The 17,760-nt window shown below is 69.9% G+C and carries 13 protein-coding genes; 7 read left to right on the forward strand and 6 right to left on the reverse strand.

Annotation, left to right across the window (positions count from 1 at the left end):
- The first annotated feature begins 107 nt into the window (after positions 1–107).
- Positions 108–1,481: an outer membrane protein assembly factor BamB family protein gene (locus tag IE237_RS16075; RefSeq protein ID WP_189802656.1), complete on the forward strand. Its 1,374-nt coding sequence runs from the start codon at positions 108–110 to the stop codon at positions 1,479–1,481.
- Between the two features lie 19 nt (positions 1,482–1,500).
- On the opposite strand, the gene IE237_RS16080 is transcribed toward IE237_RS16075, so the two are convergent.
- Entirely contained in the window at positions 1,501–1,722 is a 222-nt protein-coding gene (locus tag IE237_RS16080; protein WP_189802995.1) for a hypothetical protein, read from the reverse strand.
- Between the two features lie 358 nt (positions 1,723–2,080).
- On the opposite strand from IE237_RS16080, the gene IE237_RS16085 reads away from it, so the two are divergent.
- Positions 2,081–2,968, forward strand: coding sequence for a PhzF family phenazine biosynthesis protein (locus tag IE237_RS16085; RefSeq protein WP_189802657.1), 888 nt, complete (start codon positions 2,081–2,083; stop codon positions 2,966–2,968).
- Positions 2,969–3,177: 209 nt separating this feature from the next.
- Entirely contained in the window at positions 3,178–3,510 is a 333-nt protein-coding gene (locus IE237_RS16090) for a hypothetical protein (RefSeq protein WP_229842706.1), read from the forward strand.
- 12 nt (positions 3,511–3,522) lie between these two features.
- On the opposite strand, the gene IE237_RS16095 is transcribed toward IE237_RS16090, so the two are convergent.
- Positions 3,523–4,394, reverse strand: a protein-coding gene (locus IE237_RS16095; RefSeq protein WP_370468197.1) for an IS5 family transposase whose coding sequence is annotated in 2 segments (ribosomal slippage) — positions 3,523–4,037 and positions 4,037–4,394 — 873 coding nt in all. Because the reading frame shifts where the segments join, the coding sequence is not laid out codon by codon here.
- On the opposite strand from IE237_RS16095, the gene IE237_RS16100 reads away from it, so the two are divergent.
- Positions 4,395–6,707, forward strand: coding sequence for an RHS repeat domain-containing protein (locus IE237_RS16100; protein ID WP_229842707.1), 2,313 nt, complete (start codon positions 4,395–4,397; stop codon positions 6,705–6,707).
- On the opposite strand, the gene IE237_RS16105 is transcribed toward IE237_RS16100, so the two are convergent.
- Entirely contained in the window at positions 6,679–7,914 is a 1,236-nt protein-coding gene (locus IE237_RS16105) for a protein kinase domain-containing protein (RefSeq protein ID WP_189802659.1), read from the reverse strand. The two genes, IE237_RS16100 and IE237_RS16105, sit on opposite strands and share 29 nt — an antisense overlap.
- Before the next feature lie 8 nt (positions 7,915–7,922).
- Positions 7,923–8,591 carry a DUF7019 family protein gene (locus IE237_RS16110; RefSeq protein ID WP_189802660.1) on the reverse strand — a complete coding sequence of 223 codons (669 nt, stop codon included), beginning with the start codon at positions 8,589–8,591 and terminating at the stop codon, positions 7,923–7,925.
- A gap of 227 nt (positions 8,592–8,818) precedes the next feature.
- Between IE237_RS16110 and IE237_RS16115 the strand changes: the two genes are divergently transcribed.
- A complete protein-coding gene (locus tag IE237_RS16115; RefSeq protein ID WP_189802661.1) occupies positions 8,819–12,484 on the forward strand; it encodes a protein kinase domain-containing protein in 3,666 nt (1,221 codons plus the stop codon).
- Entirely contained in the window at positions 12,481–13,032 is a 552-nt protein-coding gene (locus IE237_RS41335; protein WP_268253698.1) for an alkylmercury lyase family protein, read from the forward strand. Before IE237_RS16115 ends, IE237_RS41335 begins: the two co-directional genes overlap by 4 nt.
- Positions 13,033–13,074: 42 nt before the next feature.
- Here IE237_RS41335 and IE237_RS16125 read toward each other — a convergent pair whose 3' ends face one another.
- A complete protein-coding gene (locus IE237_RS16125; RefSeq protein ID WP_189802662.1) occupies positions 13,075–13,323 on the reverse strand; it encodes a DinB family protein in 249 nt (82 codons plus the stop codon).
- Between the two features lie 417 nt (positions 13,324–13,740).
- On the opposite strand from IE237_RS16125, the gene IE237_RS16130 reads away from it, so the two are divergent.
- A complete protein-coding gene (locus tag IE237_RS16130; protein ID WP_268253703.1) occupies positions 13,741–14,412 on the forward strand; it encodes an NAD(P)H-dependent flavin oxidoreductase in 672 nt (223 codons plus the stop codon).
- Positions 14,413–14,742: 330 nt separating this feature from the next.
- On the opposite strand, the gene IE237_RS16135 is transcribed toward IE237_RS16130, so the two are convergent.
- Positions 14,743–17,709 (reverse strand): AfsR/SARP family transcriptional regulator, encoded by a 2,967-nt coding sequence (locus tag IE237_RS16135; protein ID WP_189802664.1) that lies wholly within the window; start codon positions 17,707–17,709, stop codon positions 14,743–14,745.
- Positions 17,710–17,760 lie beyond the last annotated feature (51 nt).

The following is a 17,760-nucleotide window of genomic DNA, read 5'->3' on the forward strand; positions in this document are numbered from 1 at the left end:
CCGTCCGCACCCGGTATCGAGGCGCCCCCGACACACCTGGCAGGAGCGGGTCATGATCGAAGTAAGCTGGTCCGTTGATCACTCAAGAGGAAAGACGGGCAAGGAACTTGAATCGCATACGAACGACGGTGGCGCTCGGTCTGGTGCTGTCCGCGGGTCTCGTGACCGGATGCTCCGGAAGCGCGGAGCCCGATGCCAAGCCAAGCGGCGGAGAGACGGGGACGGTCACTGAGTCCGCGTCCGCGTCCGCGACGCCGAAGAGCGCGGTCTACCAGGGCAAGCCGGTGCCCGGCCTTGCCGCGAAGCCGGCCTGGAGCCTGACGCGCGACGAGGCGGGGAACTGCGCGGGCAACGCGTCCGTGAAGGACTCGTCGCAGAACGACATCTGCACGGTCGGGGACGCCCTCGTCCTCACCACCTACAGCAACGGGCAGGCGGGCACGAACACCTTCACCGTCCGGCTCCTCGATGCCGAGACCGGCAAGCTGCGCAAGAAGTTCGACCTCGCCATCGCCGCCGATGACAGCGGGTCCACGTCCTCCTCGGCGGTGGCCCTCGCGCAGGTGGGCGAGTGGCGGGACGGTTCGCCGGCCCTCCTGATCCGCAACCGCGTCGACACCCCGGCGAGCGGCCTGAAGAAGGCCTCGACCCAGACCGTGCTGACCATGTACGCGCCGTCCGGCGAGAAGCTCGGGAGCTCCTCCTTCGACGAGGACACCCACATGTCCACGCCCGTCCGGAACGGCTACCTCGTGGATGCCAGCTCCATCGGCGGCGGCGCCACGTTCATCCCGATCGGTGGCGGGGAGACCGTGACCAGCGATGTCTCGGCCTTCGACCTCAAGGGGACGGTCGGCTCCGGTCTCGGCTACTACTCGCAGCCGGACATCTCCTACCAGCCCTCCGCCGACTGGCTGACCGTCAAGGACGTCCGCACGGGCAACAAGGCGTGGAACAGCAAGGACCTCACGCCGCCGGCCGCCATCGCCAAGCTGGTCACCTCGGACAAGGCGACCAGTGCGCGGCTGATGCCTTTCCGGGGCGACAAGGCCCTCCTCGAATGGTCCTCGTACGGCAGCTCCGAAGCGGTCATGACGCTGATCGACGTCAAGAGCGGCCGCCGGCTCGCCGAGGGGCCGGCCATCGACACCAACGGCACCACCGACGACGACGGCCTCGCCATCTCCCCGGACGGCAAGACCGCCGTGGTGCAGTACGGCAAGGGTGCGGTCGCCTGGAACACGGAGACCGGCAAGGAGCTGTGGCGCCAGGCGGAGGACGAGGTGACCATCGGGCCGGGCGACCTCCCGGGCAACGGCGTCCTCTACGCGTACCTGGACGGCGTCGGAGCCGCGCTCGACGCCGACGACAAGAAGCTGCTGGCCTCCGAGATCGCGGAGATGCCGCAGTTCACGACGAACGGGTACGCCGCCATCCACACCTCCGAGGGCCTCTTCGTCTTCGCCACCCAGCCCGTCTGACGGACGCCCCGCCCCCGGTTCAGGGGGCCTCAGGCCCGGACGCCGCCTCGCGGCGCATCACGTACGTGTTCCCGATGTCGGGATCGCCGACGAAGAAGAACAGCACCAACTCGTCGCGCTGATCCCGGTCCACGTGGAAGCGCCAAAAGTCGGACTTCGAGACCGCCGCCGTGACGGACAAGCTCAAGGTACTGGGTGGGACGACGCGCTCCGCCAGGAACAGCAGCGTCTGAAGGACCACAGGTGGAATGTGACCTTCACCGACGCGGCGACCAGCGCGGCGGTCATGTCATCGGGGATCGACAAGGTCACCATGGCGAAGTCAGTCCCACATCCCCTTCGCCCGCTGAAATCCGAAAGTTCATCCTCCCTCTGGGGGACGAAATTCACCGGGGAAACGGTCCTTCGTGTCACCTGCCGAGGTCTGCGGCGCGGTGCCGGCCCGGCGTCTGCGATCGGCGGGCGGGATCAGGGACGCTCCGTCCTGTCGGATGCAGCTTCCTGACAGCGCCCGCGTGTAGGTCGTGTCCGGACGCGGAGCTCCGAGACTGTCCCCGTACCTGGGGAATCACCTCGGGGCTCGGCGTAGTTCTCCCGGCATGAACTCCGTACGGGAAACCTTCGACGTCCTGCGATACACCGCTTTCTCCGACGATCCCGAGGGAGGCAATCCCGCCGGAATCGTTCTCGACGCCACGGGCCTCAGCGACGAGGAGATGCTGGCGATCGCCGCCGAAGTCGGCTACAGCGAGAGCGCGTTCCTGACAGCGCCGTCCGAGGGAGCGGGCCCCAGCGCGTCGGACGTCGGGCGCGCGTACACCATCCGCTACTTCAGCCCCAAGGCGGAAGTGCCCTTCTGCGGTCACGCCACCGTCGCGACGGCCGTGGCCCTCGGCGAGCGCATCGGCCCCGGCGACCTGGTATTCACCACGCGGGCCGGGACCGTGCCGGTCACCGTGACGCGCGAGGGCGGGGCGCTGCGGGCCACACTCACGAGCGTCGAGCCGCACATCGAGGACGTCGCGGCCGATGACCTGGCAGAGGCACTCGCCGCGCTCGACTGGCCGGCCGGCGACCTCGATCCCGCCCTGCCTCCCCGCATCGCCTTCGCGGGCGCCCGCCATCTGGTCCTTGCCGCCGCGAGCCGAGAGCGCCTGGCCCACCTGGCGTACGACTTCGCCCGCCTGGAGGCCCTCATGCACCGGCTCGACCTGACGACGCTGGAGTTGGTCTGGCGCGCCTCTGCGGAGGTCTTCCATGTCCGCGCCCCGTTCCCGGTGGGCGGTGTGGTCGAGGACCCGGCGACCGGGGCGGCGGCGGCCGCCTTCGGCGCGTACGCCCGTGAGCTCGGACTCGTGCCCGAGGCGACGGTTCTCACCCTCCACCAGGGGGAGGACATGGGACGCCCCGGCGTCCTGACGGTGGAACTGCGGGCGGGCGACCGGCGGATCAGGGTGGGCGGCGCAGGGACCCGCATCCCGGCCTGATCCACTTGTGGCTGAGCCGTGGGGTCGAACCGACTGGGTCAAGCTGGTGCGCCTCCCTCGTGCCCCACGCTGCGGTGTGGGGCACGACGCGTCTCATGCCGGTTCGACTAGGAGCTCTCTTACGGATCACTGGCAGAGAGATCGCAGGACCTGCTGGTGGCGGCGGAACCGTTGCCTGCGACGATGCGCCTGGGAGCTACGACCTTGCTGTGTGGGACGGCGACCGTCCATTCGACAACCGTGCTGCGAGCTCGACGTATGACGAGCTCTACGAGCGCCATCTGGAGTCGGACGATGTCGTCGTGCCTCCGGCGCCGCGCATCGTGGCGTATGTGGAAGCTCTCGTTGGGCGATATCCCGACGACGTCGATCGCAGTGTCGTGTGGGCGTCGCCCCCGGTCATCGAGGAGGCCTCGGGCCCGATCGTGTACCTGCTCATGTCCTACGGCAAAGCTGAAGAAGTGTCCGAGTATGCCGCTGCACTGGCTCGCGAGCATGACCTCGTCTGCTTCGATCCGCAGGGAGAGTGCCTCCGGCCGTGAGCTGCCTGCTCTTCATCGGGCGGACCCGGACCAGAGGAAAATGCCCGCGATGAGGAGACCGGCGCGGTAGACCGTGGCGGTCTTCTCGTAGCGGGTGGCGAGACCGCGCCATTGCTTGAGGCGGTTGATGCAGCGTTCGACGGTGTTGCGTTGCTTGTAGGCATCGCGGTCGAATCTGGGCGGGCGCCCGTCGCCGCGGCCCTTGCGGTTGGCGATCTGGTCGGCGGGTTGCGGGATCACGGCCCGTACTCCGCGTCGTCGCAGATGGTCCCGGATGGCTCGCGATGAGTACGCCTTGTCCGCCAGCACCGCGAAGGGCCTGGTCCTGGGCCTGCCAACTCGACGCGGGATCCGGATGGCAGCCATCACGTGGTCGAACGCCGGCGCGTCTCCTGCCTGGCCGGGCGTGAGCACGAAGCACAGCGGGCGGCAGCGGCTGTCAGCGGCGAGATGGACCTTCGTGGTCAACCCGCCACGCGAGCGTCCGATCGCGTGGTCGGCCGGCTCACCGGCCGGGGCCCCTTGTTGCGGGCCCCGGCGCCGTTCTGGTGGACCCGCACGATCGTGGAGTCGACCGCGACGACCCAGTCCAGGTGACCGTCGGCATCCGCTTGCGCGAGCAGCGCGGTGAGGACACGTTCCCACGTGCCATCGATGGACCAGTTCCTCAGCCTCGTATGGACGCCCTTCCACGAGCCGTACTCGGCGGGGAGGTGCACCCACTGAGACCCGGTCTGAAACTTCCAGGCGATCGCATCGATCACCTGGCGGTGATCACGCCACCTACCGCCCCGCCGCGGTGTCCGATCAGGCAACAACGGTTCTATCCGCGCCCACTGCGCGTCGGTCAACGGCACGACCTGCCCCGCCCCGACGGTGAACAGGTGCTCCCCGTGGAAGGCGACCGGCTCCCCCTGGTCCACGGGGGAGTGGACGGCGACGAGACCACCTACGAGGTGCGCGATCCGCACGGCGGGCAGGTGCGGACCTTCACCGGCAGCCCCTACCGCGCCTCCACCGCCTACTGGCTGTCCGCCGTCGAGGACCGCAACGGCAACCGCGTCGTCTTCTCCCGCCGCCCCGACGGCGCGCCGACCGCCGTGTCCCACACGGGCGGCTACGTCGTCCAGATCACGGCCACCACCTCACGGGTGACGGACCTGGCCGTCCGCGGTCCCGGAGGCCCTGCGACGGTCGTCGGCTACGGCTACGACCCCACAGGGCACCTCATAGCCCTGACCGGCCCGGACGGACCCTCGGGGCCCGCCATGGCCTTCACCTACGACGGCGACGGCCGTGTCACGTCCTGGACCGACCGCAACGGGTTCACCTTCCAGTACGTGTACGACGGACAGGGCCGGGTCGCCCGCACCATCCGCCCCGGAGGAACCCTTTCGTCGAGCTTCGCGTACGGCGTCCACCCGGAGACCGGGCATCCCGTCACCCGCTACACCGACTCCACCGGCGCCATTACCGTCCTGCACCTGAACGACCGCCTCCAGGTCGTCGCCGAGACCGATCCCCTCGGCCACACCACCCACCTGACCTGGGACGCCTACGACCGTCCCCTCACCCGCACCGACGCGCTCGGCCACACCACCGAACTCACCTGGAGCGAGGACGGCGACCTCATCGCGGTACGGCTGCCCGACGGCAGCACGTCCACGGCCCGCTACGACGAGCGGCACCTGCCGGTCGAGATCACCGGAGACGACGACACGGTGTGGCGGCAGACCTTCGACGACCTGGGCAACTGCACCAGTGTCCAGGCACCGGACGGGACGGCGAGGAGCTTCACGTACGACCGCACCGGCGCCATCGCGACCATGACCGACGCGGTGGGCAGCACGATCCGCATCCGATCCGACCGCGCCGGGCTCGCCCTGGAGGTCGGCGACGACGAACGAGGCGTCACGCGCGTCGAGCGGGACCACCGCGGGCGTCCCCTCCGGATCGTCGACCCGGCAGGAGGCGTCCAGGAGTTCGTCCGGGACGGTGACGACCACCTGCTCGCCCGTACCGTCGCCGACGGCAGCCGCGAGACGTGGACCTGGGAGGCGGAAGGCAACTGCGCGGCCTACACCGACGCCGCCGGCGGCGTGTGGGGCACCGAGTACGGGCCCTTCGACAAGCCCCTGGTCCGGTCCGACCCGGACGGCGCCCGCCACCAGCTGCGCTACGACACCGAGCTGCGCCTCGTGGAAGTCACCAACCCGCTGGGACAGCACTGGACCTACACCTACGACGCCGCCGGAAACCTCACGGCCGAGACCGACTTCGAAGGACGCACCAGCCACTACGCCTACGACCCGGCCAACCGGATCATCCGACGCACCAACCCCGCCGGACAGATGGTCGACTACACGTGGGACGCCATGGGCCGACTGACCTCCGACGAGGCCGACGACGACCTCACCCACTACTCGTACGACCTCACCGGTGCACTCGTCGAGGCACGCACCGCCACCTCGACACTGAGCGTCGAACGCGACGCGATGGGCCGACCGCTCAGCGAAACCGTCGACGGCCGCACCCTCCGATACGCCTACGACCCGTCCGGCCGCCGCATCGCCCGCACCACACCCACCGGCGCCGTCACGAGCCTCGCCTACGACCCCGCGGGACACCGTTCCCACCTGGCCGTCGACGGACACACCCTCACCTTCGGACACGACCTGCTCGGCCGCGAGATCACCCGCGTCTGGGGCGACCCGGGCACCCCGGTGACCCTGAGCACCACCTGGGACAGCGTCAGCAGGCCGACGGCCCAGAGCCTCGTCGCCGGGACCGGCCCCACGCCCGTGGTGACGCGCGACCACACCTACCGGGCCGACGGCTTCCCGCTCGTCATCGGCGAACAGAACCCCGGCGGGGAACGCGACGCCAAGCAGATCATCCTCGACCCGATGGGCAGGCCCCTGGCCGTCACCGGCACGGGCTGGCAGGAGAACTACGGCTACGACCGCGCCGGCAACCAGGCCACGGCGCACTGGCCGGCCCGGGCCGGGCACGGGGAGGCCCGCGGCCCGAGGACCTACGCCGGCACCCGTCTTCTGATGGCCGGGTCCCTCCACTACGAGTACGACGCGGCCGGCCGGGTCGTCGTACGGCGCTTGAGCAGATTGCTGCTGGTGCACGAGCTCGACTTTGTCCCGGAACGGAGGCTTCTCACATCGCCTCCTCCAGGGCGCGTCTGAACTCCTGTGCAGAGGGGGTGACGCCCTCGCGTGGATCCTCCACCGCGAGGATGTCGTCGATCAGTGCGGCCAGTCCGGTCGGGAGTGCAGCGTTCCTCTTGCGGATCGGCACTGCGGGCTCACGCAGGACCACACGAAGGGGATCGGTACCTTCTGGGAAGTCCCGGGGGGTGCTGCGGGTGAGAGCCCAGTACAGACATGCCGCCGAGGCCCATACGTCCACGGCGGGCGTGGCGTACTTATAGTTCACCATCTGGGCCCGTGGCATGAAGGCGACGCTGCCGCCCACCGCCCCGCTGCGGGTGTAGTCCGACAGCCCCGCGTGTTCGAAGGCCTTGGCGAGCCCGAAATCCGCGATCTTCACCACGGGGGTGGGTCCTGCGCCGGACAGCAGGACGTTCTGTGGCTTGATGTCCCGGTGCACGAGGCCCCGCGCGGGAGCCGTGGTGCCGTCACTGAGGCGCACCGCGGGCAGGGGGGCGCTGTGGGCGTACGCGAGGCCGTCGAGGACCTGGCGTATCAGGGCGATGGCGACGGCGGGGGTCAGGGTCCCGTCCTGTTCGATCACCCGTTGGGCGAGGTTTCCGCCTTCGCAGTACTCACAGGCGAAGTAGAGCAGCGTTCCGGTGGAGCCGGCGTCGCGGAATCGCACCAGGTTCGGATGCTGGAGCACTCTGGTGTTCTTGATCTCGCGCAGGAAGCCGTTCACCGCCTCCGGGTGGATAGCCACCTCGGGCCGGAGCACCTTCAAGGCAAGTGACTCGCCGGAGTCCTGCTGCCGCGCGAGGTAGACGATTCCCTGTGCGCCCCTGCCGATTTCCCGCACGATGGTGTAACCGTCGATCTGTTCGTCAGCGTCACCGTCGGCTGGGGCGGGTGAGCCGTCATCAACTGAGGACACGCGCAGCAGCAAGGTGCCGACTCGTATCTCGTCCCCGTCGGCCAAGTCGTGTGCCCGGGAGCCGGGACCGTCGATCCTGACACCGTTGACGTAGGTGCCGTTCCGGCTCCCGAGGTCGCGTACCCGCACCGTCGGCGGGTCGATGTCGAACGCGCAGTGATGGCGCGATACTTGCCTCTGGTCCGCGGACGCCACGATGGCGCAGTCGGCGGCGCGGCCGACGATGGCGGTGCCTCGCTCGCCATACGAGAACGTCATGGATTGCGCGCCGACGACGGCCACGCTCAGCCGTACCTCCGCTGCCATGCCTGGTCTCAGTCGACAGTGGCGACGTACAGGGGCGAACCCAGCAGCACTATGGATCTGTCTTCCGGATCCGGACTCGGCCCGTGCAGAAGACGCTTGGCAACGAACTCCATCGTCTGCGCCGGCCCTTGCAACGCTTCCACGGTCCGGCGTACCGCGTTCAGAGCCGCCGCTTCTGGAGTAGCACGATGCCCGGGATCGCCGTTGACGAGCGAGTCGATCTCCGGGTCCACGCGGAGCCCATCCAGTAGCGAGGGCAACAGGGACCGGGCGAGTGTCGGGGTGCCCCCGGCATCAGGAGACGCCCCCAGGACATGATGCGTCGAACCGCCCAGACCGACGACGACACCACTGTCGGTGCGACCACCGAAGTACGCCAGCGATGTGCCGTCACTGTCCGTCAACACGTTCCACCGCATTGCCAGTTGCTCTCGGAAGAATGTCCCCGGCTCGTCGACCGACCCCAGCTCACCGTGCTTCTCGAGGTGACTGACGACACGGTCCAGGCGACTGATCCGGTCGTCGTTCGGCGTGCTCTCCGTGACATCGCGATAGCTGGCGACCTTCGCGTCGATCCCGAATTCTCTGGTCTTCTTCTGGCCGAACGACGGATCGATCTGCGGCAGCAGCATGTCGACCTTGCTGTCGCTGACGTAGAGGTAGTACCGAAAGCCCAAGGTGCTTCCCCCGCTTCTTACATACCTCGCCCCACGGGCCGGTTGCAGCAATCAGTATGCGTCATGCTGCCTGCCGGTGCTTCAATTCTGGTCATGACATCTTCCTCAAGCGGCGCTCAGTTAGAGCCTGGATGCACCGCAGGATCCCCAGTCATGACGTTCGACACTGAGGGCACCGACATGTTCGGCGAGGGGCAGCGTGACGTCGCCGCGGAACCGGACTATGCGTGAACGCGGATCCGGTGCTGTGGCGCGAGGGTGACCTCATAGACGACCGCTATCGGGTGACGCGGATCCTCGGACAGGGCGGAATGGGCGTGGTGCACCAGGTCCGGCATCTCGCATGGGGCGCCGACCTGGCGGTTAAGAGCCCGAAAGGGCAGCGGTGGAACGCTACTCGCCGGGAGCAGTTCGTCACCGAGGCCGAGACCTGGGTGTCGCTGGGGCTGCATCCGCACGTGTGCAGCTGCCATTACGTACGCGTCTTCGACGGAGTCCCGCGCGTCTTCGCCGAGTACGTCCCTGGCGGCAGCCTCCATGACTGGATCCGCGGCCGGAGGCTCTACAACGGGGACCACCGCGGCGTGCTGGCCCGCATGCTCGATCTCGCGATCCAGTTCGCGTGGGGCCTCGAGCACGCGCACAGCCGAGGTCTCGTGCACCAGGACGTCAAACCGGCGAACGTCCTGATCGAGGAGGCGGGGGAAGGCGCCGTCACGGCGAAGGTCACCGACTTCGGCATCGCCCGGGCGCGCGCCGTCGCTCTCGCGGCGGCCGCGGACGACACCGCGCCAGGCGTGAGTGTCCCGGTCTCGGCAGGCGGATACACCCGGAGATACGCCTCGCCCGAGCAAGTAGACGGACTGCCGCTGGGTCGGCGCACCGACGTCTACAGCTACGCGGTCGCAGTACTGGAGATGTTCACCGGAGGAGCGACCTGGCGGGCCGGCGAAGTCGCGGGTGAAGTCCTCGCGCAGCACCGCGCCCAGGCGGAAGGCGTTCCCCCGGACGGCGGCCCGCCTCACCTGCCCTCGGACCTTGCCGACCTGCTGGAACGATGCCTGCGTCATGACCCCGCGCACCGACCGGGATCGATGTCCGAGATCGCCGCCGAGCTGACCGGGATTTATCAGCGGGCGTTGGGACACCCCCATCCTCGTCAGATGCCCAAGGCCTCCGAACTGCTGGCGGACGAGTTGAACAACCGTGCCCTCTCCCTGCTCGACCTCGGCAGACCGGGCGATTCCGACCGGTCGTTCACGGCAGCGACGAAAGCCGATCCGCAGCACCTGGCGGCGGCCTACAACCACGGCCTGCGGCGGTGGCGACGCGCGGACATCACCGACGAGAACCTCATCGCCACACTCGACGGCATCCGCGCCGGCGACGACTCCTGGCAGGCCCGGCACCTGCTCGCCCAAGTACACCTGGAACGCGGCGACCTGACCTCCGCCCGCGCGTTGCTGGAGTCGGCACTGCACGAGACTTCTGATGAACCGGACGTCAGAGCGGCGTTACGCGCCGCCCGGTCCCCCCTGGGTGTCGACGCCCGCTGCACCGAGACCTCGGCAATCGCCTGGCGCGGCGAGCAGTCCATCGTGAACCCAGTCCGTATCGCCGCCGACGCGCCGCTCGCGCTGACCGGCGGCCGTGACGGCACGGTGCGATTGTGGGACCTGGACAGCGGGCACTGCCACCTGACGCTCTCTGGGAGCAGCCGTCCGGTGATCGCCGTCGACATCAGTCCAGACGGCACTGTCGGTGCCTCCGCGAGCGGGGACGACACGATTCGAATCTGGGACCTGACCACCGGCCGCGGCCTGTACGAGGTGCGCACGGAGCGGCCGCGCCGACCAGGCAGGGGGTTCGTGGCTCGGGGCGAGTACTACACCGTCCGGATCAGCGCCGACGCACGGTTCGTGCTGTGGGCGGAGGAAGGGAAGGTAACGCTCTGGGACTTCTGGGGAGCTGGACGGACCGTGCTGCACGACGAGGACGACGGAGGCTGGCGGGCAGGGATCGACCTGACCGCTGACGGGCGTCTGGCTCTCTTCGCCGACGGCGATCGGATTCGGATGTGGGAGCCGGCGAGCGGACGCGGGTGGCAGACCGCGCCCATACCCGACGGGATCGCCCCGGGCTTTCTCCGCGTATCCCCCGACGGCCGCTCCGCGGTCACCAGCGGATACGCAGCCGGGACCATCCGTCTGTGGGACTTGGTGAGCGGTCAGTGCGCCCACAGGCTCCAAGGGCACCGCAGTGGGGTAAGGGCACTCTCGTTCAGCGGTGACTCGCGGTTCCTACTCTCCAGCGGACAGGTGGACAGGACTGTCCGATTCTGGGATCTGCGCACCGGCCGTTGCCTGCGAACCTTCGCCCTACCCGAAACGGGTGGCTACGTGGACGAGGTGAGGTTGGCGGGCGACGCCCGCCGTGCGATCTCGGTCAGCGACAACGGCACCGTCGCGCGCTGGACGATGCCGGCCGGACCCAAGACCGCCGAAACCGGGAGCGCGATCCTCCAACTGAGCCGGCCACGTCCCGTCACCGACTTGGCCAACCTGAGTAAGAAGGTGGAGGCGCAGGTGGTCTCGGCGGAGCAGGCGATGGCCGACGGACGTCTGCCGGCGGCACTTGACCTGCTCACGCAGGCGCGCGCCACGGCAGGGTACGAACGTCAGTCGCACGTGCTGTCCGCCTGGCGAAAGCTGGCCCGCAAATCGATCCGCACGGTCCTACGCGGCTCCTGGCCCGGCAAGACGCTTGCCACCGGGCACTTCCAGTCGGCCGACCTCTCCCAGGACGGCACGGTAGCCGCGGTCTGCCACACCGACGGCACGGTCCGGCTGTGGGACATCGAGCACGACACCGAACTGCGCGAGATCCGTGTGAACCCCGGCAGGTCGAGGGGGATGGGGGTCTGCCTCAGCCTGAGCGCCGATGGGCGCCGACTCTTGTCCGGTGAGAACGACCGGGTGCGGCTGTGGTCGGTCGACACCGGCGCATGCCTACACACCTTCGACGTGGGCGAACACGAGATATGGTCGGTACGCTTCGCAGCCGACGACAGTCACGCGCTTTTCAGCGGCCATCCCTGGACTCAGCTCTGGGACCTGCGCACGGGTTCCGTGTTGTCCACCATGCACGAAAGAGTCACCAGTGTCGCTTGGGCCGGTCCGCTCTCCCTTGCGGCCGCGATCGGCGGGGTGCACCGCGACACGGTGCTGGTGCACGAGGTGGCCGACGGCCACCTCGTCCGCAGGATCGACGCACCACGCCCCCCGGGAAATACGCGGAACCCGACAGGCTATGAAGCCTTCTTCAAGCCGCGTGGCTTGGTCGAATGGAGTTCGGCGGGCCTAAGTGCCGACGGACGCCAACTGCTGACGGGCGACGAGGCCGGGGCCATTCAGCTGTGGGACCTCGCCACCGGGGAACGACTCCGGCAGTTCGAAAAGGAACCGGACCACACACCGTCCAAGCTCCGATTCACCGCCGACGGACGCTTCGCAATCTCCACCGGCCGCGACTTCAAGATCCGGGCGTGGGATGTCGGCACCGGACGGTGCCTGCGTGTCCTCGGTGAACACCGGCAGCCGGTCGACGACATCGTCGTCGCCTCAGACAGCCGTCGCGTGCTCTCATGGAGCCGAGTCGACGGCGCCCGACTGTGGGAGCTCGACTGGGAGCTGGAGGCCCGGGAAGCGGTCGACTGGGACGAGGCCGCAGCGCCCTACCTGGAGGGTTTTCTTGCCCGGCACGGGCAGCACCCGACCGATGCCGACATCGACGGCTTGCTGCGCCTCCTCCAAGACGCCGGTTACGGCTGGCTGCGAGCAGAGGGAGTTCGGGCCGAACTGGATCGCATGGCAGTCGCGCAAAGGAAGCGATGACCCAGTCTGGTGCGGTCGGGCTCGGCGCAGCGTCGCGGCCCAAGACTTCCGAAAGCTCGCTACCCCTGCTGGTTCTGAAGCGATCCGGGTCTCATAGAGGCTCCGGAGTGTCCCGGATCGCTTCAAACCGACCGCGGGGCACGGTGATCACCTTCTCCGCGAGGGAGACACGGCACAAGGTCCGCCTGGGCGGCGGGGTCGAGGTGTGGTCGATGTGTGCGATCGACGCCTTGGGCGTCGCGGCGATGCTCGACCAGGACGTCCAGGTCACCTCGTGCGACCCGGTCGGCGGCCGGCGGATCACCGTCGCCTTCACCGGCGGTTCCGCGCGGTGGGAACCCGAGGAGGCGGTGGTCTTCGTCGGCCGACGGGCGGGGGAGGGCCCCGCGGCCGACGTGTGCTGCGAGGCCCTGAACTTCTTCGCCGACCGCTCCACCGCTGAGCTGTGGACGCGTCGCCACCCCGAATTTCCCGGCCGGATCATCAGCCAGGACGAGGCCCTCGTCATCGGAGCTCGCACCTTCGGGCCGCTGCTTGCCGACGACTGAACGAGCGCAGCGGGTACCGGAGCGGATGCGGGCGGGGGAGGATCAGATGCGGAGATCCCGGCCTGTCGCGGCGAGCAGGTGCTCGAACGCGGAGGCGTCCGTCGGCGGAACGACGGCCTCGCCGAAGACGTTCATCCGGCGCCCCATCGGCGCCATCTCCTCGCACACCGCCGCCAGTTCCGCCACGACCGCAGGGGCCGGCTCGAAGGGTGATCCGGTCGCCCGGGCCAGGTCCCGGGCGGGCACCGTCAGGTCGAGCAGCACCAGGGATCCGACGGTACGGGCGGGCATATCCATGAGTCACGTCGACTGTCGGGGAGAGCGTGCCCGGCCGGGCCGCGACGAGGTACTTGAGCGGGGTGTCCCCGTCGATGCGCCAGCCGAGCGTGACGGAGTGATCGGTGACCTCGTACGGCGTGTCAAGGAACGCGGGGCTCACTCGTGCCATCTCGGACCTCGCTGGTGTCGCGACCTCGTACAGGGGTCGGGGTCGGTGCGTACGGCGCGGGCAGCGCGCTGACAGCAGCGTCGCTTCGGCGTACGGCGCCGTGCTGTGCCGGCAAGCCCGCCGCCGATCGTCCCACGGGAGGAATCCGTTCGCGCCATGTCCGCACAAAGACGGTGCCGCAGCGGCCACTTGGCTGGCTCTCCGGTCACCGCCGTCCCTAGCGTCTGCCCCGGCCACGCTCAACGGCGTTACGCGGCGTGGTGTCCGTCCGGTGTCCGTCCGGTCCGCAGCGAACGTGTCATCTCGGCGCCGGTCGGCCGTGCCAGGAGTCCGGAGCGGTCGGAGTCCGTAGACCCTGCCCTCCCAGCGGCGGCGATGTCAGCACCATGGCGCTGGTGCCGCAGGTCGTCGACGCCGTCCGGCCGCTGCCGGTACTCGCCTCCGGCGCCATCGCCGACGGCCGGGGCATCGCCGCGGCCCTGGCCCTGGGGGCGCAGGGCGCGAACATCGGCTCCCGGTTCCTGGCCTCGGCCGAATGCGAGGTCAGCGACGACCGGAAGGCGGCCATCGTCTCCGCCGCCAGCCGGGACGCGGTCAAAGTGACGTTCGCCGACCAGATCCTGCCCCCGCCGGCCGAGGGCGGGTTCACGACCGTTCCCCGGTCCCTGCGCACCGGGTTCGTCGAGGACGGCAACACCCACCCCGAAGCAACCGCCGCCCAGGCCGAGGCGATGCGCACCCGGGTGATGACGTCGATGCGCGACGGCACGGCGCACGAGCTGGTCCCCCTGACAGGCCAGACCGCCGGCCTCGTCCACGACATCGCTCCGGCCGCCGAACTCGTCCACCGGCTGATCACCGAGGCGGAGGCGACGCTACGCGTTCTCGCCGACCTGACATCGGCGAGGAACAGCGCCGATGAACCCACGTAGGAACGGCTGGCGCCGGCGCATTACCGGGCAGGTCGGTTGGCCCTGCGGCCCCGTACCGCCCAGCCCGGGGCCGTGAGCCCGAGGGAGCCGTCCTGCTGGTTTGTCGAGCGCTCGTTCGGCCACGTGCACTGGTTCCGCCAGCTTTGGATGGCTGGGTTCGCCCCGGTTGGGCAGGGCCATGCGGGTGCGGTCCATGGGGAAGCGGCTTGCGACGGTCCGAATCTTCTGGGGCATGCGCCGTGTACACGGAGGGCCGGCAGCACTACCTCGAGCGGCTGGCGGCACGGGCCGAGCGTGACGACCCCGGCCCGGATGCCTGGATGCAGGCCCTCACGACATGACGGTCGTCGTCGGGACATTCGTGGTCGGCGGCAACCCGGCGAGGAAGGTGCGGATCTCGTCGGCCTCGGGGACGGCGAGGGCGGTGTAGAGGTCCAGGGCATGTCGGGCATGGTCGTGGGCGAGGTCGATGCGGCCGAGGTCGCGGTGGACGTGCGCCAGGCCGTCATGGGCGCGGGCCTGCTCGGGGCGGTAGCCGAACTCGCGGGCGAGCGTCAGCGCGCTGTCGTGTTCGGTCACGGCCCGGGCCAGGTCGCCCAGCGAACGGGCGGCCTCCGCGAGGGCGTTGAGCGACTCGGCCTCGTCTCCGGGGAAGTCGAACCTGCGGCACAGCTCAAGGGCTTGGCGGTGCTGCCGCCGGGCTTCGTCGTAGCGGCCCTGTCGCTGGTACAGCAGCCCGATGTTGTTCAGCACGATGGTCTCGCCGATGCGGGATCCCGTCTCGCGGTACGCGTGCAGCGCCTGCCGATGGTGCTCGTGGGCGTCCTCGTGCCGCCCCCGGTGCTCGTGGACGATGCCGAGATCGGTCAGGCATCGGGCCTCGCCGCCGCGGTCGCCGAGCTCGCGGAAGAACGCGAGGGCCTGCGCGCTGTGGTCGTGGGCCCGGTCGTAGTCCCGTCGGCGCCTGGAGACGATGCCGAGGCCCTGCAGTGCGCGGGCCTCGGCACCTCGGTCGCCGATCCCGTGCGCGAGGTCCAGGGCGTGCCGGTATTGCTCAGCCGCCTGCTCGTGGTCGCCGTGCCACCAGAAATGCACTTCGCCGAGATCGATGAGCGTGCGCGCTTCGGCGGCGGTGTCGCCGCTCCGGCGGCCGGCTTGGAGTGCCAGGCCGTGGAGGGCCAGCGCGTCGGCCTGGTGGGCGTGGCCGAGGAGGTAGCGGTGCAGGGTGGCGGCCAGTCGGGTGGTGTGCGGGAGCATGTCGTGCTCGGCCGCGTACTGGCCGGTCGCCATGAGGTTCGCGCGTTCGGCGTCGAGCCAGGCGATCGCCTCGGCCTCGTCCCGCGGGGGCCATGCCGGGGTGCCCGGCGCGGGGATGCGCGGCCTGCGGTTCCTGCCCTCGGGGTAGAGATGGTCGATGGCCGTACTCGCGATGTGGAGATAGTGGTGGAACAGTCGACCGAGGGCCTCGCGCTGAGCGTCGGGGGGTTCCTGGGCGGCCGCGGTGGCGAGGGCGTGTTCGCGCAGCAGGTCGTGGAAGGTGTAGCGGCCGAGCTGATGTTGCGCCAGTACGTGGGCATCCAGGAGGTCTTCGAGGAGCGTTTCGGCCTCGTCGAGCGGGAGGCCGGTGAGCGCGGATGCCGCCTCGGCGCTGATGTCGCGGCCCGGCTGGAGTCCCATGAGCCGGAACATGCGCTGCTGGTCCTCGGTCAGCTGCTCGTAGGACAGCGTGAACGCCGCTGCCACTCCGCGCTCCGACGTGGCCAGCTCGGAGAGTCTGCGGCGCTGGTCGCGGAGCCGGTCGGCCAGGTATGCGACGGTCCAGCGGGGACGGTGGTGCAGGCGTGCAGCGGCGATGCGGACGGCCAGCGGCAGGAATCCGCACAGCTGCAGGACGTCGAGGACGGCCAGGGGTTCGGCGGCCGCCCGTGCGCCGACGACGGCCGTGAACATCTCCTCGGCGTCCGCGGCGGGTAGTACGTCCAGGGACAGGGCGTGCGCCCCGTCCAGGTCGGTCAGCCGTCGGCGGCTGGTGATCAGGACGAGGGCGCGCGAGGCCGCTCCGGGCAGCAACTGACGTACCTGGTCGGCGCCGAGGGCGTTGTCGAGCACGGCCAGCACGCGACGGCCTGAGAGTTCGGACCGCCACAGGGCGGCGCGATCGGCGGCCGACGCGGGTATCTGTGAGGCGGGTACGCCGAGTTGGCCCAGGAGGACCTCGAGTGCGGCACCGGCGTCGAGGGGGACCTGGCCGGCGGTGTGCGCCTGCAGGTCGACGAAGAGTTGTCCGTCCGGGAAGCGGTCCGCGAGGCGGTGCCCCGCGTGGACGGCGAGCGTCGTCTTGCCGACCCCGGCCATTCCGTCGATCGCCGAGATCGTCACGACACCGCCGTTGTCGCCCGACCACAGACGGATCAGCCCGTCGAGCTCGTCTTCGCGTCCGGTGAAGTCCGGGACGTCGTACGGCAGGAAGTTGGCCCTCTGCGGCTTCGCCGGCGCGGCGGCGGGCCCGACGTCCGGCGTGACGGCCTGCGCGGCGGCGGGCGCGGTGACCGGCGGCCGCAGTTCGGGGGCGTCCCGCAGGATGTCCTGTTCGAGCTTCCCGAACGCGTGGCCGGGGTCGAGCCCTTGATGTTCGGCCAGGGTCGTCCGGAAGTCCCGTGCCACCTGCAGCGCGTCGGTCTGGCGTCCGGCGCGGTGCAGGGCGAGCATCAGCTGGCAGCAGAGCCGTTCCCGCAGGGGGTGGGCCGAGGTGTGGACGGACAGTTCGTCGATGAGATTGTCGTGCCGCCCCCGGGCCAGCTCCAGCTCGGCCAGGCGCTCGACGGCGGTCAGGAGCTGCCCGTTCAGACGTGCACGGGTGCCCTGGACGTACGGGGCGGTGATGTCGGCCAGCGGCTCGCCCCGCCACAGCGCCAGCGCGGCACGGATCCGGCCCGCGATGTCCCCCGGGTCGTCGGAGTCGGCCTGCGCCTTGGCGATCCGGCTGGTGAACTCCTCCAGATCGAGCTGCCCCGGCTCGGGGTTGATCACGTACCCGGCCGGCCGCGTCGCCAGCATCCCGTCGGCCCCTGAAGCCCGCAGCATCCGCCGGATCGCGGCGATCGTGGTCTGGATCTGCGCGCGGGCGGAATCCGGCGGCAGCGGCCCCCACATCGCGTCGATCAGGCGATCCACACTGATCGCGACCCCGGAGTGCAGCAACAGGTAGGCGAGCACGGCCCGATGACGGGGCGCCAGGTTGGGCGTGCCCGTACCGGGAGCCACGGCCTCCACCGGGCCGAGGATCGTGAACCGCATGCCGCCACTCCAGAGGTCACCGTCGCGCGCATCGAAGACGCATCGGGAATG

The organism is Streptomyces tanashiensis (assembly GCF_014648895.1).
Taxonomy (GTDB): domain Bacteria; phylum Actinomycetota; class Actinomycetes; order Streptomycetales; family Streptomycetaceae; genus Streptomyces; species Streptomyces tanashiensis.